Annotated in this window: 20 protein-coding genes; 11 read left to right on the forward strand and 9 right to left on the reverse strand. The window is 53.5% G+C overall.

Going from position 1 to position 25,304, the window contains the following annotated elements; all coding sequences use genetic code 11:
* Positions 1 to 304 precede the first annotated feature (304 nt).
* A complete protein-coding gene (chrA, locus tag HUF19_RS07530; RefSeq protein WP_260999206.1) occupies positions 305 to 1,567 on the forward strand; it encodes a chromate efflux transporter in 1,263 nt (420 codons plus the stop codon).
* 363 nt (positions 1,568 to 1,930) lie between these two features.
* Here chrA and HUF19_RS07535 read toward each other — a convergent pair whose 3' ends face one another.
* The gene (locus HUF19_RS07535) at positions 1,931 to 2,479 is read right to left on the reverse strand and encodes a lytic transglycosylase domain-containing protein (protein WP_225692020.1); all 549 of its coding nucleotides are present in this window, start codon (positions 2,477 to 2,479) and stop codon (positions 1,931 to 1,933) included.
* Between the two features lie 96 nt (positions 2,480 to 2,575).
* Positions 2,576 to 4,309, reverse strand: a complete 1,734-nt coding sequence (locus tag HUF19_RS07540) for a proline--tRNA ligase (RefSeq protein ID WP_225691920.1) — start codon at positions 4,307 to 4,309, stop codon at positions 2,576 to 2,578.
* A 225-nt stretch (positions 4,310 to 4,534) separates the two neighbouring features.
* Between HUF19_RS07540 and HUF19_RS07545 the strand changes: the two genes are divergently transcribed.
* The 4 genes from HUF19_RS07545 (at position 4,535) to HUF19_RS07560 (ending at position 7,096) form a co-directional block, all read left to right on the forward strand.
* On the forward strand, positions 4,535 to 5,197 hold the full coding sequence (locus HUF19_RS07545) for a DUF938 domain-containing protein (RefSeq protein ID WP_222428549.1): 663 nt from the start codon (positions 4,535 to 4,537) through the stop codon (positions 5,195 to 5,197).
* Entirely contained in the window at positions 5,190 to 5,783 is a 594-nt protein-coding gene (locus HUF19_RS07550; protein ID WP_260999207.1) for a DNA-3-methyladenine glycosylase I, read from the forward strand. The genes HUF19_RS07545 and HUF19_RS07550 overlap by 8 nt, the downstream gene beginning before the upstream one ends.
* 50 nt (positions 5,784 to 5,833) lie before the next feature.
* A complete protein-coding gene (locus HUF19_RS07555; protein WP_260999208.1) occupies positions 5,834 to 6,193 on the forward strand; it encodes a hypothetical protein in 360 nt (119 codons plus the stop codon).
* Positions 6,194 to 6,400: 207 nt separating this feature from the next.
* A complete protein-coding gene (locus HUF19_RS07560; RefSeq protein ID WP_225691923.1) occupies positions 6,401 to 7,096 on the forward strand; it encodes an MgtC/SapB family protein in 696 nt (231 codons plus the stop codon).
* 12 nt (positions 7,097 to 7,108) lie between these two features.
* On the opposite strand, the gene HUF19_RS07565 is transcribed toward HUF19_RS07560, so the two are convergent.
* The 4 genes from HUF19_RS07565 to HUF19_RS07580 are packed head-to-tail and all read right to left on the reverse strand — an operon-like array spanning position 7,109 to position 10,980.
* On the reverse strand, positions 7,109 to 8,284 hold the full coding sequence (locus HUF19_RS07565; RefSeq protein ID WP_260999209.1) for an ABC transporter permease: 1,176 nt from the start codon (positions 8,282 to 8,284) through the stop codon (positions 7,109 to 7,111).
* The gene (locus HUF19_RS07570) at positions 8,277 to 9,245 is read right to left on the reverse strand and encodes an ABC transporter ATP-binding protein (RefSeq protein WP_260999210.1); all 969 of its coding nucleotides are present in this window, start codon (positions 9,243 to 9,245) and stop codon (positions 8,277 to 8,279) included. Before HUF19_RS07570 ends, HUF19_RS07565 begins: the two co-directional genes overlap by 8 nt.
* On the reverse strand, positions 9,242 to 10,213 hold the full coding sequence (locus tag HUF19_RS07575; RefSeq protein WP_260999211.1) for an HlyD family secretion protein: 972 nt from the start codon (positions 10,211 to 10,213) through the stop codon (positions 9,242 to 9,244). The genes HUF19_RS07570 and HUF19_RS07575 overlap by 4 nt, the downstream gene beginning before the upstream one ends.
* Positions 10,210 to 10,980, reverse strand: coding sequence for a TetR/AcrR family transcriptional regulator (locus HUF19_RS07580; protein WP_260999212.1), 771 nt, complete (start codon positions 10,978 to 10,980; stop codon positions 10,210 to 10,212). Before HUF19_RS07580 ends, HUF19_RS07575 begins: the two co-directional genes overlap by 4 nt.
* 264 nt (positions 10,981 to 11,244) lie before the next feature.
* On the opposite strand from HUF19_RS07580, the gene HUF19_RS07585 reads away from it, so the two are divergent.
* Positions 11,245 to 11,817, forward strand: a complete 573-nt coding sequence (locus HUF19_RS07585) for a L,D-transpeptidase family protein (protein ID WP_260999213.1) — start codon at positions 11,245 to 11,247, stop codon at positions 11,815 to 11,817.
* A gap of 6 nt (positions 11,818 to 11,823) precedes the next feature.
* Positions 11,824 to 12,264 (forward strand): acetyltransferase, encoded by a 441-nt coding sequence (locus tag HUF19_RS07590; RefSeq protein WP_260999214.1) that lies wholly within the window; start codon positions 11,824 to 11,826, stop codon positions 12,262 to 12,264.
* 545 nt (positions 12,265 to 12,809) lie between these two features.
* Here HUF19_RS07590 and HUF19_RS07595 read toward each other — a convergent pair.
* Positions 12,810 to 13,718 (reverse strand): hypothetical protein, encoded by a 909-nt coding sequence (locus HUF19_RS07595; RefSeq protein WP_260999215.1) that lies wholly within the window; start codon positions 13,716 to 13,718, stop codon positions 12,810 to 12,812.
* A gap of 207 nt (positions 13,719 to 13,925) precedes the next feature.
* Here HUF19_RS07595 and HUF19_RS07600 point away from each other — a divergent pair, with 207 nt between their 5' ends.
* Positions 13,926 to 16,127 (forward strand): OsmC domain/YcaO domain-containing protein, encoded by a 2,202-nt coding sequence (locus HUF19_RS07600; protein ID WP_260999216.1) that lies wholly within the window; start codon positions 13,926 to 13,928, stop codon positions 16,125 to 16,127.
* Between the two features lie 134 nt (positions 16,128 to 16,261).
* Here HUF19_RS07600 and cobA read toward each other — a convergent pair whose 3' ends face one another.
* Positions 16,262 to 17,110 carry a uroporphyrinogen-III C-methyltransferase gene (cobA, locus tag HUF19_RS07605; protein WP_225691932.1) on the reverse strand — a complete coding sequence of 283 codons (849 nt, stop codon included), beginning with the start codon at positions 17,108 to 17,110 and terminating at the stop codon, positions 16,262 to 16,264.
* Positions 17,110 to 19,866: a nitrate reductase gene (locus HUF19_RS07610; RefSeq protein ID WP_260999217.1), complete on the reverse strand. Its 2,757-nt coding sequence runs from the start codon at positions 19,864 to 19,866 to the stop codon at positions 17,110 to 17,112. The genes cobA and HUF19_RS07610 overlap by 1 nt, the downstream gene beginning before the upstream one ends.
* A gap of 480 nt (positions 19,867 to 20,346) precedes the next feature.
* On the opposite strand from HUF19_RS07610, the gene HUF19_RS07615 reads away from it, so the two are divergent.
* The 3 genes from HUF19_RS07615 (at position 20,347) to nirD (ending at position 25,181) form a co-directional block, all read left to right on the forward strand.
* Positions 20,347 to 21,687 carry a diguanylate cyclase gene (locus HUF19_RS07615; protein WP_260999218.1) on the forward strand — a complete coding sequence of 447 codons (1,341 nt, stop codon included), beginning with the start codon at positions 20,347 to 20,349 and terminating at the stop codon, positions 21,685 to 21,687.
* A 547-nt stretch (positions 21,688 to 22,234) separates the two neighbouring features.
* Positions 22,235 to 24,799, forward strand: a complete 2,565-nt coding sequence (nirB, locus tag HUF19_RS07620; protein WP_260999219.1) for a nitrite reductase large subunit NirB — start codon at positions 22,235 to 22,237, stop codon at positions 24,797 to 24,799.
* Between the two features lie 16 nt (positions 24,800 to 24,815).
* Positions 24,816 to 25,181: a nitrite reductase small subunit NirD gene (gene nirD, locus HUF19_RS07625; RefSeq protein WP_260999220.1), complete on the forward strand. Its 366-nt coding sequence runs from the start codon at positions 24,816 to 24,818 to the stop codon at positions 25,179 to 25,181.
* The last annotated feature ends 123 nt before the right edge of the window (positions 25,182 to 25,304 follow it).

The following is a 25,304-nucleotide window of genomic DNA, read 5'->3' on the forward strand; positions in this document are numbered from 1 at the left end:
AAGTCATGGCTGTTGATGACTATCCGCAGGACTGCGGTTTTGTAAGTAGTTCTGGCAACAGCGCGTAAGTAGTTTTACCAGTATGCTGATGGCCTGCTAATTTGTGTCATGAAGGGAGAAATGGCTGCAGCCCTTATTTTTACTGGGCTCAGGCTTCGGAAATAAGATGAATATATTGGTATGACCAATATTCCATGAGATCCTAGACTTTGGTCGGGTAAGTAGCGAAATGCGCGGATTCAGACATTCAGCGCCTCTTCTTCTGACATAATCCGGCGCTTCGATATTCTCAGTGCAGACAGCAATGACAACACCAGCGAAAAAATCCGTAACGGCCTCCCCGGGCCTCCGTACAGAGAGGCCAGAAACGTTTCATATTCAATTATGGAACGTATTCCGCCGGTTTTTCTGGCTGGGTTGCATCAGTTTTGGCGGGCCCGCAGCGCATCTCGGGTATTTTCAGCGTGTCTTTGTCCAGCGCCTGCAGTGGCTGAGTGCAGAGCATTATGCGCAGCTGGTGGCGCTGGCGCAGTTTCTGCCCGGGCCGGCTTCCAGTCAGGTCGGCTTTGCAATTGGCATGCAACGGGCCGGAGTGGCAGGTGGTATCAGCGCGTTTATTGCCTTTACCTTGCCGTCTTTCTTACTGATGCTGGCGCTGGCCGGCGGTCTTCATACCCTGCTGACTTATCACTGGTTTCCGGCGCTGATTCACGGCCTGAAATTGCTGGCCGTGATGATTGTGGCCGATGCCACACTGAGCATGGCGAAGACCTTCTGCAGCACCGCCTTCAGCCGGGTATTGATGCTTCTTACCGCCGTTGCGCTCTGGCTGACGCCGCTGCCGGTGTGGCTGTTGCTGAGTCTGGCAGCGTTCGGCGGCTGGATATATGCGCGCTGGCAGGGCAGCAGACTGGCAGATTCTGCCGGGCAGGCAGAGCAACAGGTGCAGCCGTTTCAGTCATATCCGGGCAAACGTCTGGTGCTGATTATCGGACTGCTGCTCTGGGCGGGTCTGTATTTACTCAGTCATCTGTTCAGCCTGAACGAGACGGCAGACGCAATGGGCATTTTCGCCGCCTTTTATCAGACCGGCAGTCTGGTGTTTGGTGGCGGCCATGTGGTGTTGCCTCTGGTACAGCAGCAGTTTGCCGGGCTGCTGACTGCCGAAACCCTGTTGACCGGCTATGGCGCTGCACAGCTGGTGCCGGGGCCAATGTTTACCTTCGCCACGTTTTTAGGTGCTGAATTATTGCCAGATGCCCGGGTGAACGGTGCTTTACTGGCAACGCTGGGTGTATTTTTACCGGGTTTTATTCTGTTAGTTGCGCTGCAGCCGTTATGGTCGCAGTGGTTGGTTAAACCCGGTTTAAAGCACGCCTTAACGGGAGTGAATGCGGCGGTTACAGGCTTATTGCTGGCGACACTGGTCACACCGGTGGCCAGCTCAAGTCTGCTGAGTGGCGCCGATGCTGTTTTTGTTATTGCGGGTTTTATTGCCCTGCGGCGGAAAGCACTCAATGTGATCGGCTTGATTCCGCTGGCACTGGGGTTTGGTTTGCTGACCTGATAACCGGGAGGTTTGTCAGTGATGATCAGAGTGTGAAAAAAGATAAAATATACGAACGGATTTCAGCGGGAGTTCCGTAACCGGCGTTTCCGATTCCGTTGCCGCGCGATTGCTTCTTTTGTATTCGGCGTTGTATTTCTTGTCTGGGACGTTCGCTATTCGTCCACCGGCTTCGGCCTTTATACGGTTATCGTTTTTCTGCATTTTTCCCGGAAGTTATTATTGGGCCGCTTATAAACTCTGGCGTTTTCCGGGGTGCGATTCACGCTTTGCGCTGGGCCGTCGTTCCGGGCCAGCATCGTCCTGAGTGGTTGCCTGTAATGGCTGTAGCATAACTTATTGGTGAGTCAGCTTATTGGTGGCTCAATAATTCACAAACCAGTGCCGTTCCCAGGTCAGCATAACTTTTTCCGGGTATTTGGTGCGGCCAAGGCTGCCGTTGTAGCGTGCTAATGCACGAATCCAGTCGCCTTTTTCTTTATCGAGATAATGTTTGAGGATGGTACAGCCGTAACGCAGGTTGGTGGCAGGGTGCATCAGGTTGTCGTCGGTGCGGCCGATTTCTTTTTTCCAGAAGGGCATCACCTGCATATACCCCTGGGCGCCGACGTAAGACAGGGCAAAACGGTCAAAGGCGCTTTCGACCTGAATCACCGATAATACCAGTTCCGGTGATAAACCTGCCCGGCTGGCTTCTTTATGAATCAGGCTGAGTAATTCCAGCCGTTGTTTATCATTTTTGATATAGCGTTTAAGGCGTGCCGACATATCGACCAGCCAGACCTGAGCATCGTATTTATCTTCAAAGGATTCGCTGCTGTTAACCGCATCTTTTAATGCGTTGCGCAGTTCCGGATCAATACTTTGTGCAGAGCTCTGCGTAGCACTATAGGAGGGCAGGCTGATCAACATCAGAGCCAGCAGAGCGAAAAAAACCAGCGAACGCACAAGGCGTCCACTGGTTTCAGCTGTGAAGTCCCGGTTCGGAGTCTGCACAGAGGTCAGCATTTAACCAATCTGCTGCTTAAGAAAATCAAGGATGTCGGCCAGTGGGATATCCTGAGCTTCGCCATGGCGGCGCGCTTTGTATTCCACATTACCGGCTTCCAGACCACGGTCGCTGATCACGATACGATGTGGCAGGCCCATCAGTTCCATATCGGCGAATTTAACCCCAGGGCTGGTTTTCTTGTCGCGGTCGTCCAGATACACGTCGAAGCCCGCAGCAGTCAGCTGAGCGTACAGCTCATCGGTGGTCTTGGTGACGGCTTCGGATTTCTGGTAAGCCATAGGCACAATACCGATGTTGAACGGTGCAATCGCATCCGGCCAGATAATGCCTTTGTCGTCGTGGTTCTGTTCGATCGCTGAAGCAACAACACGGCTGACACCGATGCCGTAACAACCCATCACCAGCGTACGGTCTTTACCGTTCTCATCCAGCACTTTGGCTTTCATGGCTTCGGAGTACTTGGTACCGAGCTGGAAAATATGGCCCACTTCGATACCGCGTTTGATTTCCAGTGTGCCTTTGCCGCATGGGCTTGGGTCGCCGGCAACCACGTTACGCAGATCACGGACTTCCGGCAGCTCGCAGTCACGTTCCCAGTTAAAGCCGGTCAGGTGGGTGTCAGCGGCATTGGCGCCACAGATAAAGTCGGCCATGTGCGCCGCAGAACGGTCAACATAGCACTTGGCCTGGATGCCCTGCGGGCCGACAAAACCACTGACGCCGCCAATGGCTGCGATTTCAGCTTCAGAAGCAAACTGCAGTGGTGCTGCGACACCGGCAATCTTCTCGGCTTTGATTTCGTTCAGCTCGTGGTCGCCACGCAGGAACAGCACCACAGGAGCCGGTTCGCCCAGCGCGTTTTCTTCGGTGTGTTCACCACGTACAACGATGGCTTTCAGCACCTGAGCCGGGCTGGCTTTGAGGAAGCTGGCAACGTCTTCGATGCTGGTCATCGCCGGCGTGGTAACGCTGGTCAGCGCAGCCGTGGCCGCCGGACGCTCACCCGCCGGTGCTACGGCTTCGGCCAGTTCGACGTTGGCGGCGTAATCGCTCTCATTGGAGAAGGCAATATCGTCTTCACCGGAAGAAGCCAGTACGTGGAATTCGTGTGAAGACGCACCGCCGATTGAGCCGGTATCGGCCAGAACCGGACGGAAATCCAGACCCAGACGGGTAAAGATGCGCGAGTAGGCTTCGTGCATTTTGTCGTAGGTAATCTGCAGACTGGCTTCGTCGGCATGGAAGGAATAAGCATCCTTCATGATGAATTCACGCGCGCGCATCACACCAAAACGCGGACGGGTTTCGTCGCGGAATTTGGTCTGAATCTGGTACAGGTTAACCGGCAGCTGCTTGTAGCTCGACAGCTGGTTACGGGCCAGATCGGTGATCACTTCTTCGTGGGTCGGGCCGATACAGAAGTCACGGTTGTGGCGGTCTTTTACGCGCAGCAGTTCGCCGCCGTACTGGAACCAGCGCCCGGTTTCTTCCCACAGCTCGGCAGGCTGTACCGCGGGCATCAGCACTTCCTGAGCGCCGGCGCGGTTCATTTCTTCACGCACAATGGCTTCGACCTTGCGCAGGGTGCGCAGACCAAGCGGCATCCAGGTGTACAGGCCGGCGGCCAGTTTGCGGATCATGCCGGAGCGCATCATCAGCTGATGGCTGACGACAACGGCATCGGCCGGGGTTTCTTTTTCGGTTGCAATCAGAAATTCGGTGGCGCGCATAAGCTTTGTCTGGATTCCACATGAGTGAATAGGAGGAGATTGCCGCGATTTTATCGCTTGCGCGCTCCGGCGGCAATTTACCATTTGGCCGGCTTTTGTAATGTGCTACCCCGGTAGCTGTCTGTTCGTTGCCGGGCTGACATATAAAATTCACCGCAGGGCTCTTGTGCAGTCACTCAGCTATGACATACTCGCGGTCCATTCGTCCGTGTAAAAGGTGATGTCATGGCGGAGGCCGACGATTTGCACAGTGCGGCGCACAATATGCAGGCAAAGCAGGTTACAGCTTCTGCTGAAGCACCGGTATCTGAAGCCTGCCTGCGTAATCAACAACCCATTGCCGATATGCTGGAACGGGAGCTGCCACCGCACTCTGTTGTGTTGGAAATTGGCAGCGGTACCGGTCAGCATGCTGCCTTTATCAGCCGCCGTTTGCCGGGTATTAAATGGCAACCGTCTGAGCTTGCTGACCGTATTGCCGGTATCAATGCCTGGCGCGAACGCGCGCAGAACAGTAATTTTCTGCCGCCTCTGGTGCTGGATGTGGCGCAGGACCTGTGGCCGGTTAAACAGGTGGATGCGGTATTCAGCGCCAACGTGGTGCATTTTATCGGCTGGCCTAAAGTACGTGCCATGATGGCGGGTATCGGCCGGGTGCTGAAGCATACCGGTCTGGCATTTTTTTACGGCCCGTTTAATTACGGCGGTCAGTTCACCAGTGACGGTAACCGCCTTCTGGATCAGTGGCTGCGTGAGCGTGATCCGGACTCGGGCATTAAAGACTTTGAACAAATCGTGCTGGCGGCGCGTAAAGAAAAACTGCGTCTGCTGAAAGATATCGCCATGCCCGCCAATAACCGTCTGCTGGTGCTGCAAAAATATGTCTGATACATCGTCTTCTGCTGTAAAAGCACTCACTCCCTGCGCCTGGGCGAAAGGGGATGATTATCTTGAATATCACAACAAGGAATGGGGCATCCCTAATTACGACCGGCAGAAACTGTTTGAAAAACTCTGCCTTGAAGGTCAGCAGGCGGGTTTAAGCTGGATTACCGTATTGCGTAAGCGCGACCATTACCGCCAATGTTTTTACGGCTTTAATCCGCAAAAAATCGCCCGCATGACGGATGAACAGATTGAGACATTACTGACCGATACCGGACTGATCCGTAACCGCTTAAAACTGTATGGCATCCGCAAAAATGCTCTGGCCTTGCTGGCGCTGGAAAAACAGGGTATCGATTTTGTTGAATTGCTCTGGAGTTTTGTTGGCGGCAAACCTGTGATTAACCGTTTTGCCAGTATGAAAGAGGTTCCGGCCGAGACGGCTGCCGCTAAAGCCATGAGTAAAGCGCTGAAAAAAGCCGGTTTTACCTTTGTTGGCCCGACCATCTGTTATGCCTTTATGCAAAGTATGGGGTTGGTGAACGACCATATGACCGACTGTCCCTGTCATCCGGATAACCAGCGCTGAAGCGGGTTATGCTGTATTTTTGTATTCAATTTAAAAGGAATTATGCTCTGATGATCGTCTGCAGATCCGTGGCCGCCGCATTGCTGATGGCTCTTACTCCGTTTGGTTTTGCTCAGAAAAAAAGCAGCGCTGACGATACTATATTTGTGTATCTGGACGAAGTCGGCGGCCCGTATTTTGATGAATGGTATCTGCACGGCGATATCGCCCGGCCGGAACGGCTGACACTGCAGCGCAGCGGTAAATCCGGCGAATTGTCGGTTCCTGTGACGGTCGACTGTCACGCCGCAACGGTGAGCGTCAGCGGGCCGGGGCTGGTGTTTGAAAGTATGGATATCAGCGCTGGTGAGGCGCAGGAATATATTATTGCGCCCCTTGCTGAGGCGGTTATTCAGAAAGTCTGTCCTTAATCTGGCGTTTATTCGCAGTGCTCATAAGTGGTGCCCATAAGTAGCGCTCAAAAATGGCGCTCAGGCACCACCATAATCCCCGTTTTATCTGTCTTCTTTTTCTGTCAGCAACCGCGCTTATCAGTGCTCAGCGGTTTGACGAACCGGCTGATATGAACCAGTTTTTATAACAGGTTGTATTTTTCAGACGGGTAAAGGAGCAGACCTTTGATACTCAGCAGTGATGAAACCGAAATGCTGGTGCGCTTACTGACGGCGCTGGCGGCGGGAGTTCTGATTGGTTACGAACGTTCTTACAGTGGCCGGCCGGCGGGCTTCCGTACTCATGGTCTGGTCAGTCTGGCGTCCTGTATGCTGATGCTGGTCACCGTTTATGAAGCGCATTGGCTGCGCACATCGGTTGATTTAATCCGTCTTGATCCGACCCGTATGGCGCAGGGCATTATGACCGGCATTGGTTTTTTAGGTGCCGGTGTGATTATGAAAGACGGCATTTCGGTACGTGGTTTAACCACGGCGGCGTCTATCTGGATTACCGCGACCATCGGTATTCTTGCCGGTATCGGTTTTTATGTACCGATGCTTATCTCCATCGTTCTTACGCTGGGTACGCTGTCATTATTTCGCTGGCTGGAAGCCTTTATGCCCAGTCAGGCCTATTACCATTTTGATGTTAAGGTCGCGCGTACATCGGATATGACGGAAGCAACATTGCGTGCGCTGTTGAAAGAACATGGCTTCAGCATTGCCAATTTCAGCTACCGGCTGGATGGTGAAGAACAGATGCGGCGCCACGGTATGGTGTTGCGTACCTCAGACCGCAGCAGTGTTGGCCGCTTATTCACCACACTGGAAACACTGGATTCGATCCAGCAGTTCCGTATTACACCAACCGGTGACTGAAAGTCACCGCCATCAGTCGAGCCGCTTTTTAAAGCGTAATGCCGCGAATACCAAACCTCCCAGAGTGAAGGCTGCGAGCCACAGGGCATCGCGCTGTAAATCCCAGAGCAAGGCATCGCGTAAGACAATTCCCCGTACCATGCGCATAAAATGCGTGGCCGGCAGCGCTTCAGAAATTACCTGTGCCGGCTGCGGCATGGCCTCGTAGGGGAACATAAAGCCCGATAATAAAATCGATGGCATTAAAATAAATACCGTCATCTGCATCGCCTGCAGCTGGGTTTTGGCAATGGTTGAAATAACCAGTCCCAGAGTCAGACTGGCGAAAATAAACAGCAGTGCAGCCACCAGTAAGGTCAGTAAACCACCCCGTACCGGCACCGAAAAAAGCAGGTGTCCGATGCCTAAGATAATGCCGACCTGAATTAAACCAACCAGTACATAAGGCACGATTTTACCGATCATTAATTCCATCGGTTTTACCGGTGTGGCAATCAGAAATTCCATATTGCCCTGTTCGCGTTCGCGCACGATAGCGGCGGAGGTAAACATAATCATGGTCATGGTCAGAATAATGGCCAGCAGACCAGGCACAATATTGACTACGCTGCGCTGCTGTGGATTAAAAAACTGCACCACTTCAAAGGTGGGGACGTTATCTTTTAATGCCCGCCCGGCCAGAGTATCCAGCGGCAGCTGACGCAGACTGCGGATGCTGGCGGCAATCACGGTATCACCGCCATCAACCAGCCACTGGCCAACAGGCTGCAGGGTTTGGCTGTTACTGCGGCCGCTGTCGCGGTTAAAGGCCGGATGCACACTCAGGCGCTGACCGAGATTGGCGGGCAGGTAAAGCACGGCTTTAACATCACCGCGGACAATGGCTTGTTCTGCTTCCTGGGCTGAGGCGTAGACCCGTACAAAGTCGACGGTCTGACTGGCCTCGGTAATGGCAATGAGTTCGCGGCTGTAAGACGACTGACTCAGGTCGACCAGTCCGGCCGGTATATGGCGCACATCGGTGTTGATGGCGTAGCCAAACAGCAGCAGCTGTACCAGTGGAATCATCACAATCATGCCAAAGGTCATGCGGTCGCGTGCCAGCTGGCGGATTTCTTTAACCACTATGGCGGCTACACGGCGCCAGGTGGCCAGCAGCGGATTGTGTTGTATACGCAGCTCAGACATGGCGTTCTCCCTGCTCAGCAGCCGGACTGATGACGGATGCGGGGGGCGCCGAGTGCTGACCGGTGCAGGCAACAAACACATCTTCCAGACTGGGGCGTACCGCTTCGATACGGCGGCCATTGACCTGAGCCTGCAGCCACTGTTGTGGTTGTTCGGTCTGATCGCGTACCAGTACCCGCAGGCGGGTGCCCAGCTGCGCGGCTGACAGCACCTGCGGGCATTGCACCAGCTGGCTTTTCAGGGTACGCAGATCGTTGCCTTCCACTTCCAGCACATGCGCGCCCATGGTGGCCATTAATTCAGCCGGTGATCCGTCGGCGCGTTTAACACCGTTTTCCAGAATGGCCAGTGCATGGCAGCGTTCGGCCTCATCCATATAGTGGGTGGAGACCAGAATGGTGGTGCCGGCGTTACACAGGTCGAACAGCCGCTCCCAGAATTCACGGCGGTTTTCCGGATCGACCGCCGAGGTTGGTTCATCCAGAAACAGCAGATCCGGGTGATGCAGGGTGGCAGCTGCCAGTGCCAGCCGTTGTTTCTGACCGCCACTGAGTGAGCCGGCCAGCTGCGTCTGGCGCTTATCCAGTGCATACAGGGCGAGTAATTCGTTGACCCGCTCACGGCTCTGACGGCTGTTAAAGCCGTAAATCTGCGCAACAAAACTGAGGTTCTCGCGGATGCTGAGGTTGTCGTACAGCGAGAATTTCTGCGTCATATAGCCAATGCGCAGGCGCAGGGCTTCGGCTTCTTCCGGCAGGCGCTGGCCCAGTACTTCCAGCTCGCCGGAAGTGGGGGTCAGCAGGCCGGTCAGCATGCGGATCGAGGTGGATTTACCGCAGCCGTTGGGGCCTAAAAAACCGTAAATAGTCCCGCGCGGAATCTGCAGGTCGAGATGATCGACCGCGATATTGTTACCAAAGCAGCGGGTCATTTTCTGTACGTTAATCGCCAGATCGCTCATGGTTTGCTTCCCTGTGCTGAAGCGTCGTCTGGCAGTAAAACCTCAACCGCCAGACCGCTGGCGAGCCCGGCGGGCATATCGCTCAGTACGATTTCCGTCAGATGCATCAGTCGTGCGCGGTCGCGTTCATTCAGGGCGAAATACGGGGTATAGGCGGGCTGCGCACGGACATTCCGCACCCGGCCATGCAGTGTTTGCGGCAGGCCTTCGACCCGTACCTCGACCTCTGTGCCAACACTCAGCGCGGCGATCTTGCTTTGCGGTACATACACCCGCACATAGGGTTCGGCATCGGCCAGTAAGGTCAGCAGGGGCGTACCGGCATTCACCCGAGAGCCGGCTTCGGCAGCAATCAGATCAATGCGTGCTGCCAGCGGTGCACGCAGGGTTAAGTCATCCAGATTCTTCTGTTCAGCGGCCAGACGGGCTTCGGCGGCTCTGAGTGCGGCCTGGGCCTGACGGATTTTTTCCGGCCGCGTACCGTTGGTTAGCTGACGCAGTTGTTCTTCGGCCTGATCGAGTCGGGCAGCAGCGGCATCGTGCTGGGCGACGGCGTTATCCAGCTCGGCCTGACCAATCATCTGCTGTTTAAACAGGGTACGGTTACGGTTCAGACGCTGGCTGGCTTCGGTCAGACTGGCGCGCGCTGCTTCAGCTGCTGCTGCTGCGGCGGCGCGTTCTTCGCGGCGGGCACCGGCCAGCAATTCATCCAGCGTGGCGCGGGCACTGTCGAGTTCGGCCTGACGCTGCTGCAGACGGCTTTCAGCCAGTGTGCTGTCGAGGGTCAGCAGGATATCGCCGGGCTGAACGCTCTGACCTTCAGTCACGTTCAGGGTGCGGATGACTTCGCTGACCGGGGCGCTCAGGCTGATACGGTCGCGTTCCAGCGTGCCCAGAGCAACGGATGAATCGTCGCTGCCGCAGGCGCACAGCAACAGGTAAAAGGGGGTAAGCCATAGCGTTTTCATTTCAGGTTCTCCCCGCTGGTGTTCTGATCGGCAGCGGATTCTGGCGGTGTGAATACGCCCTGGCTGAACAGGCGGCTGTTATGACCGGCCAGTGCTGCCAGAGTGTCGGGATTAATGCTGATGCCCAGGCGGCGCAAAATTAAAGGGGGCGCGACCAGCGGGAATACCATCAGGCTGATAAACGACAGCCGGGCAAACTGTGGATTAACATTCTGATCAAACTGACCGGGCAGCAGCAGGGCCTGTTTCAGCCAGCTGTCGGACGCCTGGACAACATCGGCGAAGACGCGGCTGAGAATGGCAAAAGGCTCAAGATCATCGCCTTCGTTCAGAATGCGGAACACCAGCCGCGGCAGATGCGGATGGCGCGCCATAATCCGGTAATAGGTCTGCATCAGGTGCTCGGCCTGTTGTTGTGCTGCAGGGAGCTGGCCTGCTGTCGTCGTGTCAGCTCCGGCCTTACGCAGAGCATCCAGCACCGGTGCCAGGGTTTCGCGCATCATCGCCTCAAACAGGCCGGCCTTGCCGCCAAAGTAGTAACGCACCAGTGCGGCATCGACTCCGGCATAACGGGCGACTTCGCGCAGGGTCACGGTGCGGTAGGGACGATTGGCAAAGAGTTCACGGGCGGTTTCCAGTAAAGCCTCACGGGCATCGGAATCGCCCAATGGGCGGCCACGGCGTGTTTTTTTAGCATCGGCTGTTGCAGCGTTGGGTGCTGCATCCGGACCTTTGCTGTGGGTGTTCTCTGAAGGGGACTGTTCCATGCTGATTGCCTGTTTTCATCACTTGATGAATATCCTAGGGCAGAGTTATCAGGATTGGCAGCGGAATAATTCTGCGGATAGCGGTTGCTGATGAATTAAGGGGGCTTAGCCGTGCGTTGTTGGTTTGTGGTTTATTGACTAAGTACTCAGCTCAATACAGACTGGCTGCCAAGATTACTGGGATATACGTTGCGGATTGATTGCGCTGATAGCTGTCTGAACGGTTTATCTGAGCGTGGATGTAATAACAGGATTGGGGCGTTTATGGTGCGACAGATAATTTTACGGGCGTTTTCAGTCATAAAATTCTCACTTAGATTTTTCTTTAAAAGTGCGGGTGGTGGTCTTTTCTGTTGTCTGCTTGCAACGCCATCTGTTGATGCAAGTGCTGATTTGCTAGCGACTGATTTGCAAACCGTTGATCTGGTAACGGTCGATAAGTCGGAAAGAAAAATGTACCTGCTGTCGGGCGGTAAAATCGTTAAAGAATACCGTGTGGCTCTGGGAGCAAACCCGCAAGGTCATAAGCAGCAGGAAGGTGATGAAAGAACCCCTGAGGGTGATTACACACTCGATTATAAAAAGGAAGATTCTGCTTATTATCGGGCTATGCACATTAGCTATCCGAACGCCGCAGATGTTGCTGAAGCCGAGAAAAATGGTATCGCTCCGGGTGGTTTTATCATGGTGCACGGTCAGCGTAACGGACTGGGATGGCTCGCACCGCTTGTGCAGTATTTCAACTGGACAAACGGCTGTATTGCACTTACCGATGCAGAAATGGATGAGTTTATGAATCTTGTCAGCGTCGGAACAACAATCCGGATTGAGTGGTAAATCATTGTGTATACAGAACGGGCAACACAGGCGGACTATCCGCAGCTGATAGAACTATGGGAAGCATCGGTGCGGGCAACTCATGATTTTTTAGCCGAGCAGGATCTGGTTGAGTTAAAACCACTGATTCTGGAGCAGTATTTTGCTGCAGTTGAATTAACGGTGGCAAAAGATACTGATGCTCAGATTCTGGGATTTATCGGCGTCAGTGAGGGCAATATTGAAATGCTGTTTATTGCGCCAGAGTCCAGGGGGCTGGGCGTGGGGAAGCTGCTTACCTGTTATGCCATCAGTTGTCAGCAGGCTACCAGAGTGGATGTGAACGAACAGAATGAGCAGGCGCTGGGGTTTTATCAGCATCTGGGTTTTTCGGTTATCGGACGCTCGCCGCAGGACGGACAGGGCAAACCTTACCCGCTGTTGCATATGGAGCTGACAGTCGTTTAACGGACGGAAACATAAGATAAGGACATTGCTATGAGTGAACCGGCTATGTGGGTTCGTAATCTTTATACCGGCGCCGGTGGTGGTGCGTATTCCGGCCCCGGCGGAGGCATGTATCGTGGCCCAGGAGGCGGTGCTTCTGTCGGTCCAGGCGGCGGCCTGTACCGCGGACCGGGTGGCGGGGCATATAAAGGCCCCGGCGGTGGATTGTATACCGGGCCTGGCGGAGGTGCTTATGCTGGCCCGGGAGGCGGTTTATATATGGGGCCTGGCGGTGGTTTATACACTGGCCCGGGCGGTGGCCTCTATGCTGGTCCGGGCGGTGGGCTGTACACCGGCGCAGACGCGAATCCTTTTATGGCTAACTTTCCTCCATGGCCTGTTTTTGTCCGTGAGCTCAGGGCGATGGGCAAACAGCGGGAGGCGGACTTAATTGAAAAAGCACTGCGAAGTACGGGGTGAATTTCAGCGCATGATAAAGACAGGCCTGTACTCATCGGTCACCTTCTTGCCCGGTGAGCACAGGACCTGAATAGCAAAATAAACCGTCAGATATAGTCAATCATAATCCGGCTCCACATATCCTCCGCTAACAATCCAATCTTCTCGTCGTCCGTGGGAAAGGCTGGTCCCTCTCTGAAGGCGCCGCCAAACTTTCTTTCGAGTTCTGTTTTGTTGTGCAGGATGGCGCTCTTCAGCAAGAGATGTATCTGTGCTTTAAGCTGGTCTTTTGCCGGAATTTCATACCAGCCGATATTTTCCGTTTCGTAAAAGCGGACAACGCTGTGCGCCCGATAGGCTTTGCCTTTGGTTTTAAAATCGAAAGTCAGGCGGAATTGTATTTCAACATTTTTGCCATCGTCATCGGGCAGGTCACAGATGATAAAGGCCATATCGCCTTTGATAGCGGGTGACGAGCGCGCAGGCAGTGATTCGGTGGTGATGCTGCAATCAGACGGTTGCACATAGGTTTTATTGCCCAGAGAAAGAGCAATATTGTTGGTCTCACGACAGTCGTAATCGTTGACACATACTTTATTGCCAGCGCGCTGCACAAAGCGGTCACAGGCACTCGGGGCATCATCAGGGAAGGTGCTGCTGTCGCAGGTTCTGTTCAGTACCTGCCATTGTTTGCCAAGGTAAATCGCCTGATGCTGATGCAGATTGCTGTTACGCAGGGAAAAACTCTTGCTGGCGAGTGCTTCTGCCTCGGTGGGAAAAGCAGCGGATATAAAATGTTCCTGATTAAAACAGTAACTGGCAATAAAAGCCTGCTCATGCTCATCGAAGGTAATCACCGCATGCTGGGTATCAATGGCGTCAAAGACAAAGAAATGCTGCCGCCAGCCAGCGCTGTTGCTGAATGTTGATGGGGTATTGTTACGGCTCAGCAGCGTGTTGCTCCAGCGTTGCAGGGTATCTTCCAGTGATGTCCTGATCTCGGGTGTAACGTCCATATTCCGGCTCGGTGATGACTTGGCCCGCCAGTATAACGTCCGCTAATGGGGTTATGAACAGGTTACATAATAATGTGGGCCAGCGGATTGTGAGGGGCAACGCAAACTCCGGGCAAGACTCCGCGCGTAAAAACTGGATAATAGCGCTCATTCTGATCCGGGCAGGCTGAACGCCCGGCTGCAACCCGCTTATTCTGGTATTCCCGCATGCAAATCAAGGTCAATTTTCTCGACAACCTCCGTCTGGAAGCCAAGTTCGACGACTTTACCGTGGTGGCTGATCAGCCGATCCGCTACAAGGGAGACGGTTCCGCACCAGGGCCGTTTGACTACTTTCTGGCCTCTTCAGCCTTGTGTGCGGCCTATTTCGTGAAGCTGTACTGCCAGACCCGTGATATCCCGACTGAGAATATCCGTCTGTCGCAGAACAATATCGTCGATCCGGAAAACCGTTATAACCAGATCTTCAAGATTCAGGTCGAGCTGCCGGAAGATATCTCCGAGAAAGACCGTCAGGGTATTCTGCGTTCCATTGACCGCTGTACGGTTAAAAAGGTTGTACAAACCGGCCCGGAGTTTGTCATTGAGGTGGTCGACAACCTCGACGAAGACGCACAGGCGCTGTTGATGACACTGCCGGCTGACAACGCGGCGACCTATATTCCGGGCAAGGATTTACCGCTGGAACAGACCATTGCCAATATGTCGGGCAAGCTGGCCGATCTGGGCATGAAAATCGAGATCGCTTCCTGGCGTAATATCGTGCCGAATGTCTGGTCGCTGCATATCCGTGATGCCGATTCGCAGATGTGTTTTACCAATGGTAAAGGTTCGAGCAAAGAAAGTGCGCTGGCCTCGGCGCTGGGCGAATTTCTTGAACGCCTGAACTGCAATTTCTTTTATAACGATCAGTTTTTTGGCGAAGAAATTGCCAATGCCGATTTTGTTCATTACCCACAGGAGCGCTGGTTTAAACCCGGCCCGAACGATGAACTGCCGCAGGAAATTCTCGATGAATACTGTCTGGATATTTATAACCCGGATGGCGAACTGTGTGGCTCACACCTGTACGATACTAATTCGGGCAATGTTGAACGCGGTATCTGCTCGCTGCCCTATGTGCGTCAGTCTGACGGCGAAACGGTCTATTTCCCCTCGAATCTGATCGAAAACCTGTTTCTCAGTAACGGCATGAGTGCCGGTAATACTCTGGCGGAAGCACAGGTACAGTGCCTGTCCGAAATTTTTGAACGCGCGGTAAAACGCGAAATTCTGGAAAATGAAATCGCGCTGCCGGATGTACCAGAAGACGTGCTGGCGAAATATCCGGGTATTGTTGCCGGTATTCAGGGATTGGAAGAGCAGGGCTTTCCGGTGCTGGTAAAAGATGCCTCCCTTGGCGGGCGCTTCCCGGTCATGTGCGTTACCCTGATGAACCCGCGTACCGGCGGTGTATTTGCTTCTTTTGGCGCCCACCCGAGTTTTGAAGTAGCGCTGGAGCGCAGCCTGACTGAATTATTACAGGGCCGCAGTTTTGAAGGCTTAAATGATCTGCCGCAGCCAACCTTTGAAAGTCAGGCCGTGCAGGAGCCGAATAATTTCGTTGAACACTTTATTGATTCAACCGGGTTGGTGTCCTGGCGCTTTTTCAGTGCCAAAGCCGATGTCGATTTTGTTGAGTGGGATTTTTCTGCCAATAACGAAAAATCCAATGAAGAAGAGGCGGCCAACCTGTTCGCCATTCTGGAAAAACTCGGGCTGGAAAGCTACATGGCGGTGTATAACGATTTAGGCGTTAATGCCTGTCGGATTCTGGTGCCAGGGTATTCCGAGGTGTATCCGGTGGAAGACCTGATCTGGGATAACACCAATAAAGCGCTGTATTTCCGTGAAGATATTCTTAACCTGCACAGCCTTGATGATGAGCAACTGGAAGATCTGGTGGAGCGACTGGAAGAAAGCGGTCTGGATAACTATACCGATATTATCACCCTGATCGGCGTTGAATTTGATGACAACACCGTCTGGGGTCAGCTCACCATTCTGGAACTGAAACTGCTGATTTATCTGGCTCTGGATCGTCTGGAAGAAGCGAAAGAGCTGACCGAAACCTTCCTGCAGTTTAACGACAATACGGTTGAGCGCGGGCTGTTTTATCAGGCGCTGAACGTGATGCTGGAAGTGGTGCTTGATGACGAACTGGAACCTGAAGACTACATCGGCAATTTCCGCCGTATGTACGGTAACGAGCGTATGGATGCTGTGGTCGGCTCCATTGAAGGCAGTGTGCGTTTTTACGGCTTAACACCAACCAATATGCAGCTTGAAGGGCTGGATAAACACCTGCGTTTGATAGCCAGTTATAAAAAGCTGCATGCAGCGCGGGCGGCAGCTGCTGGGCTTAATTAAGCACCCGTCATTACGCTTATATTGATTAATGCCAGACAAAGCCCTGCAGAGCAGGGCTGCTGTCCTACAGATTGGAGTGTCACAATGTCACTCCAAACTGTGGGACGGCAGCGGTAGTAAAGGGTTTTTATACCTCAGGCTACCGCCTGTGCATTCAACTCAGCCTGCAGTTCTTTATTGCTGCGTGCCATCGCTGCCACTTCCCCGACAATAATCAGCCCCGGACCATCGCTCTCGCTTTTCAGATAACGTTCGGCCAGATACGCAAGATCCATCAGTACGCCTTTAAAAACCTGTTGGTTGGCTAACGTACCGTTGGTGATTAAAGCCACCGGGGTGGATTCGTGCAGGCCTTCCTGCAGCAGTTGGGCGGTAATCGGCCCGGCCTGGCGCAGGCCCATATAAAATACCCGGGTTGGATTCTGGCACGGAGAAAATTCGTTAAATTTGCTGTGGCCGGAATGCAGTACCAGCGCATTGCCGTAATCGCGGTGGGTGAGGGGAATACCGGCTGCCGCGGCACAGCCTCCGGCGGCGGTAATGCCGGGGACAATATCCACTTCCACGCCGCGCTGTTGCAGGTATTCCATTTCTTCGCCGCCGCGACCAAAAATAAAAGGGTCACCGCCTTTTAAACGCACCACGCGCTGGTATTTTCCGGCTGCCGATAGTAAGGCTTTATTAATATCCTGCTGCGTCATTTTATGCGCGCCACAGCGTTTTCCGGTATGAATACGCGCACACTGGCGCGGCAGCAGGGCGAGAATATCGTCAGAAATCAGGCTGTCGTACAGCACCACGTCGGCCTCGGCGATGACCCGCATGGCTTTTAAGGTCAGCAATTCCGGATCGCCCGGACCGGCGCCGACCAGCCAGACTTTTCCTGAACCTTTCTGCTCTTTGCTGCCTGGTGGATTGGTCAGTTTGGATGCATGCAAAGAGGACGCACGTTTTACCGGATTTTTTGCCTGTATTGTCATCATTATAATTCCACTGCAGTGCAGGCCGCGTCGCTGAACAGGGCTGCAGGTTGTGTATCGCTACCGGCGCTGTGGCTGGCCAGCAGGGTTTTTAATTCGGGAATGCAGGAGCCGCAATTGGTGCCGCAACGCAGAGCCTTGCCCAGTGCGTCGCTACTATCGCAACCGTTATTAATGGCCTGAATAATCTGTTTTTCACCGATCTGGAAGCAGGAGCACACAATGGCACCATGATTCGGGGCATCAGCCGGTTGGCCAGCAAGCAGAGCACGGCGCTGCTGGCTGCTCAGTTCGCTCTGGGCAAAGCATTCGGTCAGCCACTGACGGTTACTGAACTGCAGATCTTTATGAACAAAAATGACGGCTTCAAGCTGGTTATTAACAATCAGAACATGGCGGTAATGTTGCTGAGCGGGGTCGCTCAGCGTTAACCACTGGCCTTTTAACGCTTGGTCCGGCAGCCGCTGACGCAGAGCATCGACAAACTCACCGGCATCGCCCTGACCAGCTACTTCGTAGACCATGCCAGGATGATGGATGTCGTCGCCAAACACACCGCAGGCCCAGTAAGCGCAATCCGGTGTGCCGATATCACGGCGGCTTAACACAAAGCCCTGCCACCCGGGGCGGAAAGGCTCGGCATTAACCGCACTGTATTTCAGTTCCGGCTGACCGGAGATGGCGTCCACGCTGTTGTCGGTCAGGGTGCCCATACGTGCGGCACTGGCGTAACGGCTGGTCCAGTGCATAGGTACAAATATTTCGCCGGTGCGCTGGTTATCACTGATATGGGCACGCAGCAGCAGGCTGCCACGGGGGTTGAATATCCGTACCAGTGAGCCGTCTTCAATCCCGCGCAGGGCGGCATCCTGCGGGTGAATATCGGCGTATGGTTCGCTGATATGCTGTGCCAGCCTCGGTGCTTTACCGGTGCGGGTCATGGTGTGCCAGTGATCGCGTACACGGCCGGTATTCATAATCAGATCGCCGCCAGTGCGTGGCAGTGGCAGTTCGGGAGCAACGGCAATAAAGCGTGCTTTACCGTTATCGGTATAGAAGCGACGGTCATCAAAAAAGCGTTGACGCCCCTGCGGATATTGCGCATTCACCGGCCACTGTACCGGTGCCATGGCGTCGTACTGCGCGCGGCTCATACCGCTTAATCCGCTTAAATCAAAATCACGGCTGCCGTTATTTTCAAATGCCGAGAGTCTCGCATGTTCGTCAAAAATATCGGCCGGATGGCTGTAGTTAAATGCATCTGCATGACCCAGGGCATGGGCCACCTGGGTGACAATCCACCAGTCGGGCATGGCTTCGCCCGGTGGTGGCAGAAAACCGCGCTGACGTGAAATGCGGCGTTCGGAGTTGGTGACGGTGCCGTTTTTCTCGCCCCAGCTGGCCGCTGGCAGCAATACATGGGCAGCGGCAGCAGTATCGGTATCGGCCATGCAATCGGAAACCACCACCAGTTCGCAGTGTTTGAGAGCTTCTTTTACATCGTCGGCGTCGGGCATGCTGACCAGCGGGTTGGTGGACATAATCCACAGAAATTTGATCTCGCCGCGTTTAACGGCCTGAAACAGGTCAACGGCTTTCAGGCCCGGACGTTCGGCCAGATTGGATGCCTGCCAGAAGCGCCGTACCCGATCGCGCTCGGCAGCGGAAAAATCCATATGCGCAGCCAGCTGATTCGCCAGTCCGCCCACTTCACGGCCGCCCATGGCATTGGGCTGACCGGTAATGGAAAAGGGCGTGGCGCCGGGTTTACCAATACGGCCGGTGGCTAAATGCACATTGATGATGGCATTGCCTTTATCGGTGCCGGTCGCGCTCTGGTTAATACCCTGAGAATAAAAAGTAACGGTGCGTGGGGTATCGGCAAACCAGTGAAAGAACTGCGCCAGATCTGAGGCTTCTATATCCAGTTGCTCAGCAACCTCTTTCAGGCTGCGGCATTGTTGCCGTGCGGTCTCCAGCGCGCTGCCAAAGCCTTCGGTATGCAGGGCGATAAAATGGTGGTCGAGGTTATTGGTTTCACCGAGATACGCCAGCAGGGCGGTAAACAGAAAAGCATCACTGCCGGGGCGGATAGCCAGATGCAGATCGGCGAGATCACAGGTGGCGGTGCGGCGCGGATCAATCACCACCACTTTCATATCCGGGTTGGCTTTTTTCGCGGCCACCATGCGCTGATACAACACGGGGTGGGCCCATGCCGCATTGGAGCCGGTCAGCACCAGCAGGTCTGCCTGCTCTAAATCTTCGTAGCAGCCGGGGACGGTGTCGGAGCCAAACGCACGCTTATAGGACGCCACGGCGGAAGCCATGCACAGACGGGAGTTGGTATCCATATTGGCGCTGCCGATAAAGCCCTTCATCAGCTTATTGGCAACGTAATAATCTTCGGTCAGCAGCTGGCCTGAGCCATAAAAGGCCACGGCATCCGGGCCATGGGTGTGGATTACCTGCTGAATTTTATCGGCAATCAGGTTGATGGCCTGGCTCCAGCTGCTGCGCTGGCCGTTCATGAGCGGATACATCAGGCGGCCGTTATGGCTGATGGTTTCATGCAGCGCTGAACCTTTTACGCACAAGCGGCCGAAGTTAGACGGATGACGGCTGTCTCCGGCGACCGGTAACAGCTGTCCATTCTGCTGGCTGATATCAACGCCGCAGCCGACACCGCAGTAAGGGCAGGTGGTCTGCGTTTGCTGTGTGGCGGTTAACGGCGTTGCTGTCTGCTCAATGGCGCTCATTGGCAATCCACTCTGAAAAATCCCAAAAAAAAGCGCCCACAGGTTTTTACCTGTGAGCGCCAATGCTCATTCTGCACAACATACGTTTCGTCGCGACAGGCCTTGTAAGCGCTGTGTATGACGGTTGGCATCTGCGTTGATGCCGGAAACAGCCAGGTAGCGGCCACTTCGTTATCTGAAGCAATTCAAGATAAATGCCAATCCTGCAGAGCTGCCCTGAAAAAGAACGGCAAAGGCGCAGAATGGATCATCCGTGCAGGGCGGCACAGTATTTCGTCGGCCGGTATTGATTTGGCAAAGAATAAAAATGCGTTTTAGCGGAGCGCGGATTGGTCTTTATGACTCAAATTGGTGCGAAGGTGCCTGTGATTTAGCAGGCACTGCCTGAGTTTGCGCTATAAGCAGGCAGAATCGTTGCTACACTCTGAAGATCGGCTCCAGGTGTGCCGGATCAATTTGTACAGAAAGGCCCGGTATGCGATGACTGACGAAATAAATAACCCCGGAATAAAGCGACTGCTCGCCGAAATCCCTTTGCTGAATCGCCGTATTCAGCACTATCAGCCGGGTATGCCGATCACCATTCTGACGTTCGGTACCGGTACTGTACCGCCATCACTGGCGGAAAAAATCTGTGCGGCGGGTTACCGGCTGAAAGAGGTGGAATCCATATCGCATCTGCTGCATCACGAAGGTAATAACACCTGCGCCCTGATTGTTAATCTTGATTCTCTCAATAACAAACAGCAGCAACGTGTGCTGCAGCTTGCACAGCAGAATCTGCATCTGCCGGTGCTGGCCATCAGCACAGCCAGCGGCCTGGAAGAGCGCATGGTCGCAATACGCATGGGGGCGCAGGCGTTTATTACCACGCCGGTTAACGATGATCAGGTTCTGGCGGAAATTAATGCTCTGACGGAGCGCTATGAACGCGACCCTTATCAGGTACTGATTGTTGACGATCAGCCTTCTGTGGCGGAGTTTCTTTCTTCTACTCTGCAGGAGGCGGGTTTTCATACCCATGTGATTACCAAGCCCATGACCGAGCTTATGCCTTATCTGCAGAACCATATCCCCGATCTGATCCTGCTTGACCTCTATATGCCGGGCATTAATGGGCAGGAAATCGCCGGGGTTATACGCCAGCAGGATAATCTGATCAGCGTGCCTATTGTTTTTCTGTCGAATGAAATCAGCCCCAAAGTTCAGGTGCAGGCCATGTGTACCGGCGCCGATGTTTTTTTAAGCAAACCGGTGCAGCCGGTTGATCTGTTGTTTGCCGTAGAATCGCGTATCCGTCGCGGCCGTATGGTACGAAATCTGGTGACCCGTGATTCGCTGACCGCGCTGCTGAACCGGCGTGAATCCATGCGCCGCCTGCAGGAAGAAGTGCTTCGCTGTCAGCGTTATGGCAATAAACTGTGCGTTGCGCTGCTCGATCTGGACCGTTTTAAACGTATAAACGATACCTATGGTCATGCTGTCGGTGACCGGGTTATCAAACATTTTTCTTTGCAGTTAAAAGACAGTCTGCGTGACGGCGACATTATTGGCCGTATCGGAGGAGAAGAATTTATAGTGGTGCTGCCGGAAACGACGCTGGCGGTTGCCCGGCGAACTTTTGAACGTCTGGCCGAAGAATTGCGCGAGAAACCGTTCAGTGATTTCTCCTATAGCTTTTCCGGAGGTCTGGTACGTTGCTTACCCGGGGTTATGGAAGATGCCCTGCTGGAGCAGGCAGACGTTGCCTTGTATGAAGCCAAAGCTGCGGGTCGTGATCGGGTTGTCTGTGTGGATCATCCGGTATCCGGACACGGATAAAAAAAGCCACACGCGGAATTCTCTGAATCCGGTGTGGCGAGTGCGCGAATCCGCTTCACAGAGTGAGCGTTTAACGGCCTGAGCATCGCAGGAATCCAATCTCAGCGCAGCCCCTTTTATTACTCTTGCCTGCCAATCATGTCATTGTTTCTAAGCTTGTCTCATACCCAGTCTATGGCTTTACCTCTTTTGCACTTTTTTATTCCGGCTTGTCTTTCATTGGTGCCGTTGTCTGGTGTCTGAACGGCGCGGCGGCGGATCTTTTTGTGCAACCCTTACCGTAAATCTTCGCCCGGGATCATTATTGCCCTTAATAAGGGCAGGTTACGGTTTATCCGATATTTTCTGGTGCACTTTCCCTGCATAAAACCCGATCCGGCGCCATAAACAGGCTGTTGATTGCTGAAAACAGGGCAAATTTATTCTTTGGCATTCATGTTGCTAAACCCCTTGTGATGTTTTTGCACTGCAACGGCGTGGTGTGAAAATAGAGCAACGATGCAAATACAGGAGAAATCAGATTATGACCCGATAGCGAGGCCATCCCATGAGCAAAAAGCGTATTATCGTCGTTGGCAACGGCATGGTTGGACACAACTTTATCAACACTCTTGCCACCTCCGAACATTCCTCCGAATTTGAACTCGTTACCTTCTCAGAAGAACCGCGTCTGGCTTATGACCGGGTACAGCTGAGCAAATACTTTTCCGGCTATACCGCCGCTGATCTGGCACTGACCACAACAGATGATTATGAACGTCAGGGCGTGGTATTTACCCTGAACGATAAAGTCGTGGCCATTAACAGTCATGAAAAAACCATCACCACCGCCAGTGGCCGTAAAGAAGGTTACGACAAGCTGGTACTGGCAACCGGTTCTTACCCTTTTGTTCCGCCAATTCCGGGCAAAGACCAGGATCACTGTCTGGTTTACCGTACTATTGAAGATCTTGAAGCGATTTCTGCCTCGGCCGCCGTGAGTAAAACCGGTGTTGTTGTGGGGGGCGGGCTGTTAGGTCTGGAAGCCGCAAACGCGTTAAAACAGGCCGGGCTGGAAACCCATGTCGTGGAATTTGCGCCGCGTTTAATGGCCGTACAGCTGGACGAAGGCGGCGGTAAATTACTGCGCCGTAAAATCGAAGATCTGGGCGTTACTGTTCATACCGAAAAAAATACCAAAGAAATTGTTGCCGGGCAGGAATGCCGCTATCGCATGAATTTTGCCGATGGCAGTTTTCTGGAAACCGATATGATTCTGTTCTCTGCCGGTATCCGTCCGCAGGATGAACTGGCGCGTCAGTTCGGACTGGATCTGGGTGAACGTGGCGGTATTGTTATTAACGATTACTGTCAGACATCCGATGACGATATTTATGCCATTGGTGAATGCGCACTGTGGGATAACAAAATTTTCGGTCTGGTTGCTCCCGGCTATCAGATGGCCAAAGTCAGTGCCGCACATATTGTCAGTTCGTTAATTACCCACGAAGAACCGGCACTGGCCTTTAAAGGTGCCGATATGAGCACCAAACTTAAATTGCTGGGCGTTGATGTTGCCTCTATTGGTGATGCACACGGACATACTGCCGGCAGTCAGAGTTATGTATTTAATGACGATATTGCCGAAGTCTATAAACGCCTGATTGTTTCTGCCGATGGTAAAAAATTGTTGGGTGCGGTGCTGGTGGGTGAGGCTGAGGCTTACGGTACGCTGTTGCAGTTAATGCTGAACGATATGGATATTCCCGGTAACCCGGCGGCACTGATTCTGCCAGCGGTGGATGGTGAAGCTTCCGTCGGACTGGGCGTTGCTGCCTTACCGGAAACGGCTCAGATCTGTTCCTGTTTTGATGTTACCAAAGGTGATCTGGCGGCAGCGGTGCAGGGCGGTTGTTGCACCATGGGGGATATTAAAGACGCGACCAAAGCCTCAACCGGCTGTGGTGGTTGTTCTGCACTGGTGAAGCAGGTGATGGATTCTGAGCTGGTGGCTCTTGGTGTTGAGGTTAATAATAATCTGTGCGAACACTTTGCTTATACCCGTGCTGAGCTGGCGGATATTATCCGTGTTAAAGGCTACACCACCTTTGCTCAGGTATTGCAGGGGCATGGTAAAGGCCATGGCTGTGAAATCTGTAAGCCAACGGTCGGTTCTGTACTGGCCTCCTTCCATAACGAATACATTCTGAAAGACGAGCATATCGGTCTGCAGGATACCAATGATATCTTCCTCGGTAATATGCAGAAAGACGGTACTTACTCCATTGTGCCGCGTATTGCCGGTGGTGAAATTACGCCGGATAAACTGATCGTACTGGGTGAAATTGCCAAAGAATACGACCTATATACCAAAATTACCGGTGGACAGCGTATCGATTTATTCGGCGCGCAATTACACGAATTGCCGCAGATCTGGGAGCGTCTGGTTGCTGCCGGATTTGAAACCGGCCATGCCTACGGTAAATCGCTGCGCACGGTGAAATCCTGTGTTGGCAGTACCTGGTGTCGCTACGGTGTGCTCGACAGTGTGTCGATGGCGATTGCACTGGAGAACCGCTACAAAGGCCTGCGTGCACCACACAAAATTAAGTTCGCCGTATCCGGCTGTACCCGCGAATGTGCGGAGGCACAGAGCAAAGACATCGGTGTTATTGCCACCGAAAAAGGCTGGAACTTATATGTCTGTGGTAATGGCGGTATGCGTCCGCGTCATGCCGATTTATTTGCCACCGAACTGGACGATGAAACCCTGATTAAAACCATTGACCGTGTACTGATGTTTTATGTACGCACCGCCGACCGTCTGCAGCGCACGTCGGTATGGATGGAAAACCTTGAGGGCGGACTGGATTACCTGCGTGAGGTCGTGGTCGACGACAAACTGGGTATCTGCAGCGAACTGGAAGATGCCATGACCCGCGTCGTGAGTACTTACCAGTGCGAATGGAAAACAACACTGGAAAATCCGCAAAAACTCAAACGCTTCCAGCATTTTATTAATGCCGATGAAGATGACAGCAACCTGCTGTATGTGCGTGAACGTGGTCAGCGCCGTCCGGCAACCGCAACCGAGCGGATTGAACTGGTTAACCTCAGCAGTGTGCAGAACTGATTATTAGGAGCCGAACATGACTTTATTAAATACGCTGAACAACGCTCAGGAACAGAGCCAGGTGGAATGGAATACCGTGTGTCTGCTGGACGATATCGCTCCGGATACCGGTGTGTGCGCGCTGTATCAGGGCGAGCAGGTCGCACTGTTCCGGATCGGTGACAGCGATCAGGTGTTTGCCATCAGTAATTACGATCCGCTGGGTGAGGCCAATGTGTTGTCACGCGGTATTGTCGGTTCCATTGGTGAGCGGCTGGTGGTGGCATCACCCTTATATAAACAGCATTACGATCTGGCGACCGGCGAGTGTCTGGAAGACAGTGATTTGTTGCTGAAAACCTACCGGGTAAGAGTGGAGCAGCAGCAGGTTCTTCTGGGCTGAGGCTGCATAGGGCCTGTCGACACTAAGTAAATCCGGCCTGCTGAGAGCCAGTTTTTCTCAGAACAAGGAGAGAGGAGTGATATTAACGGGTTAAATGAATGACAAACGACGATGTTAATGGGG

Origin of the sequence: Thalassolituus hydrocarboniclasticus, assembly GCF_025345565.1 — a bacterium.
In the GTDB taxonomy this organism is placed as follows: domain Bacteria; phylum Pseudomonadota; class Gammaproteobacteria; order Pseudomonadales; family Oceanobacteraceae; genus Venatoribacter; species Venatoribacter hydrocarboniclasticus.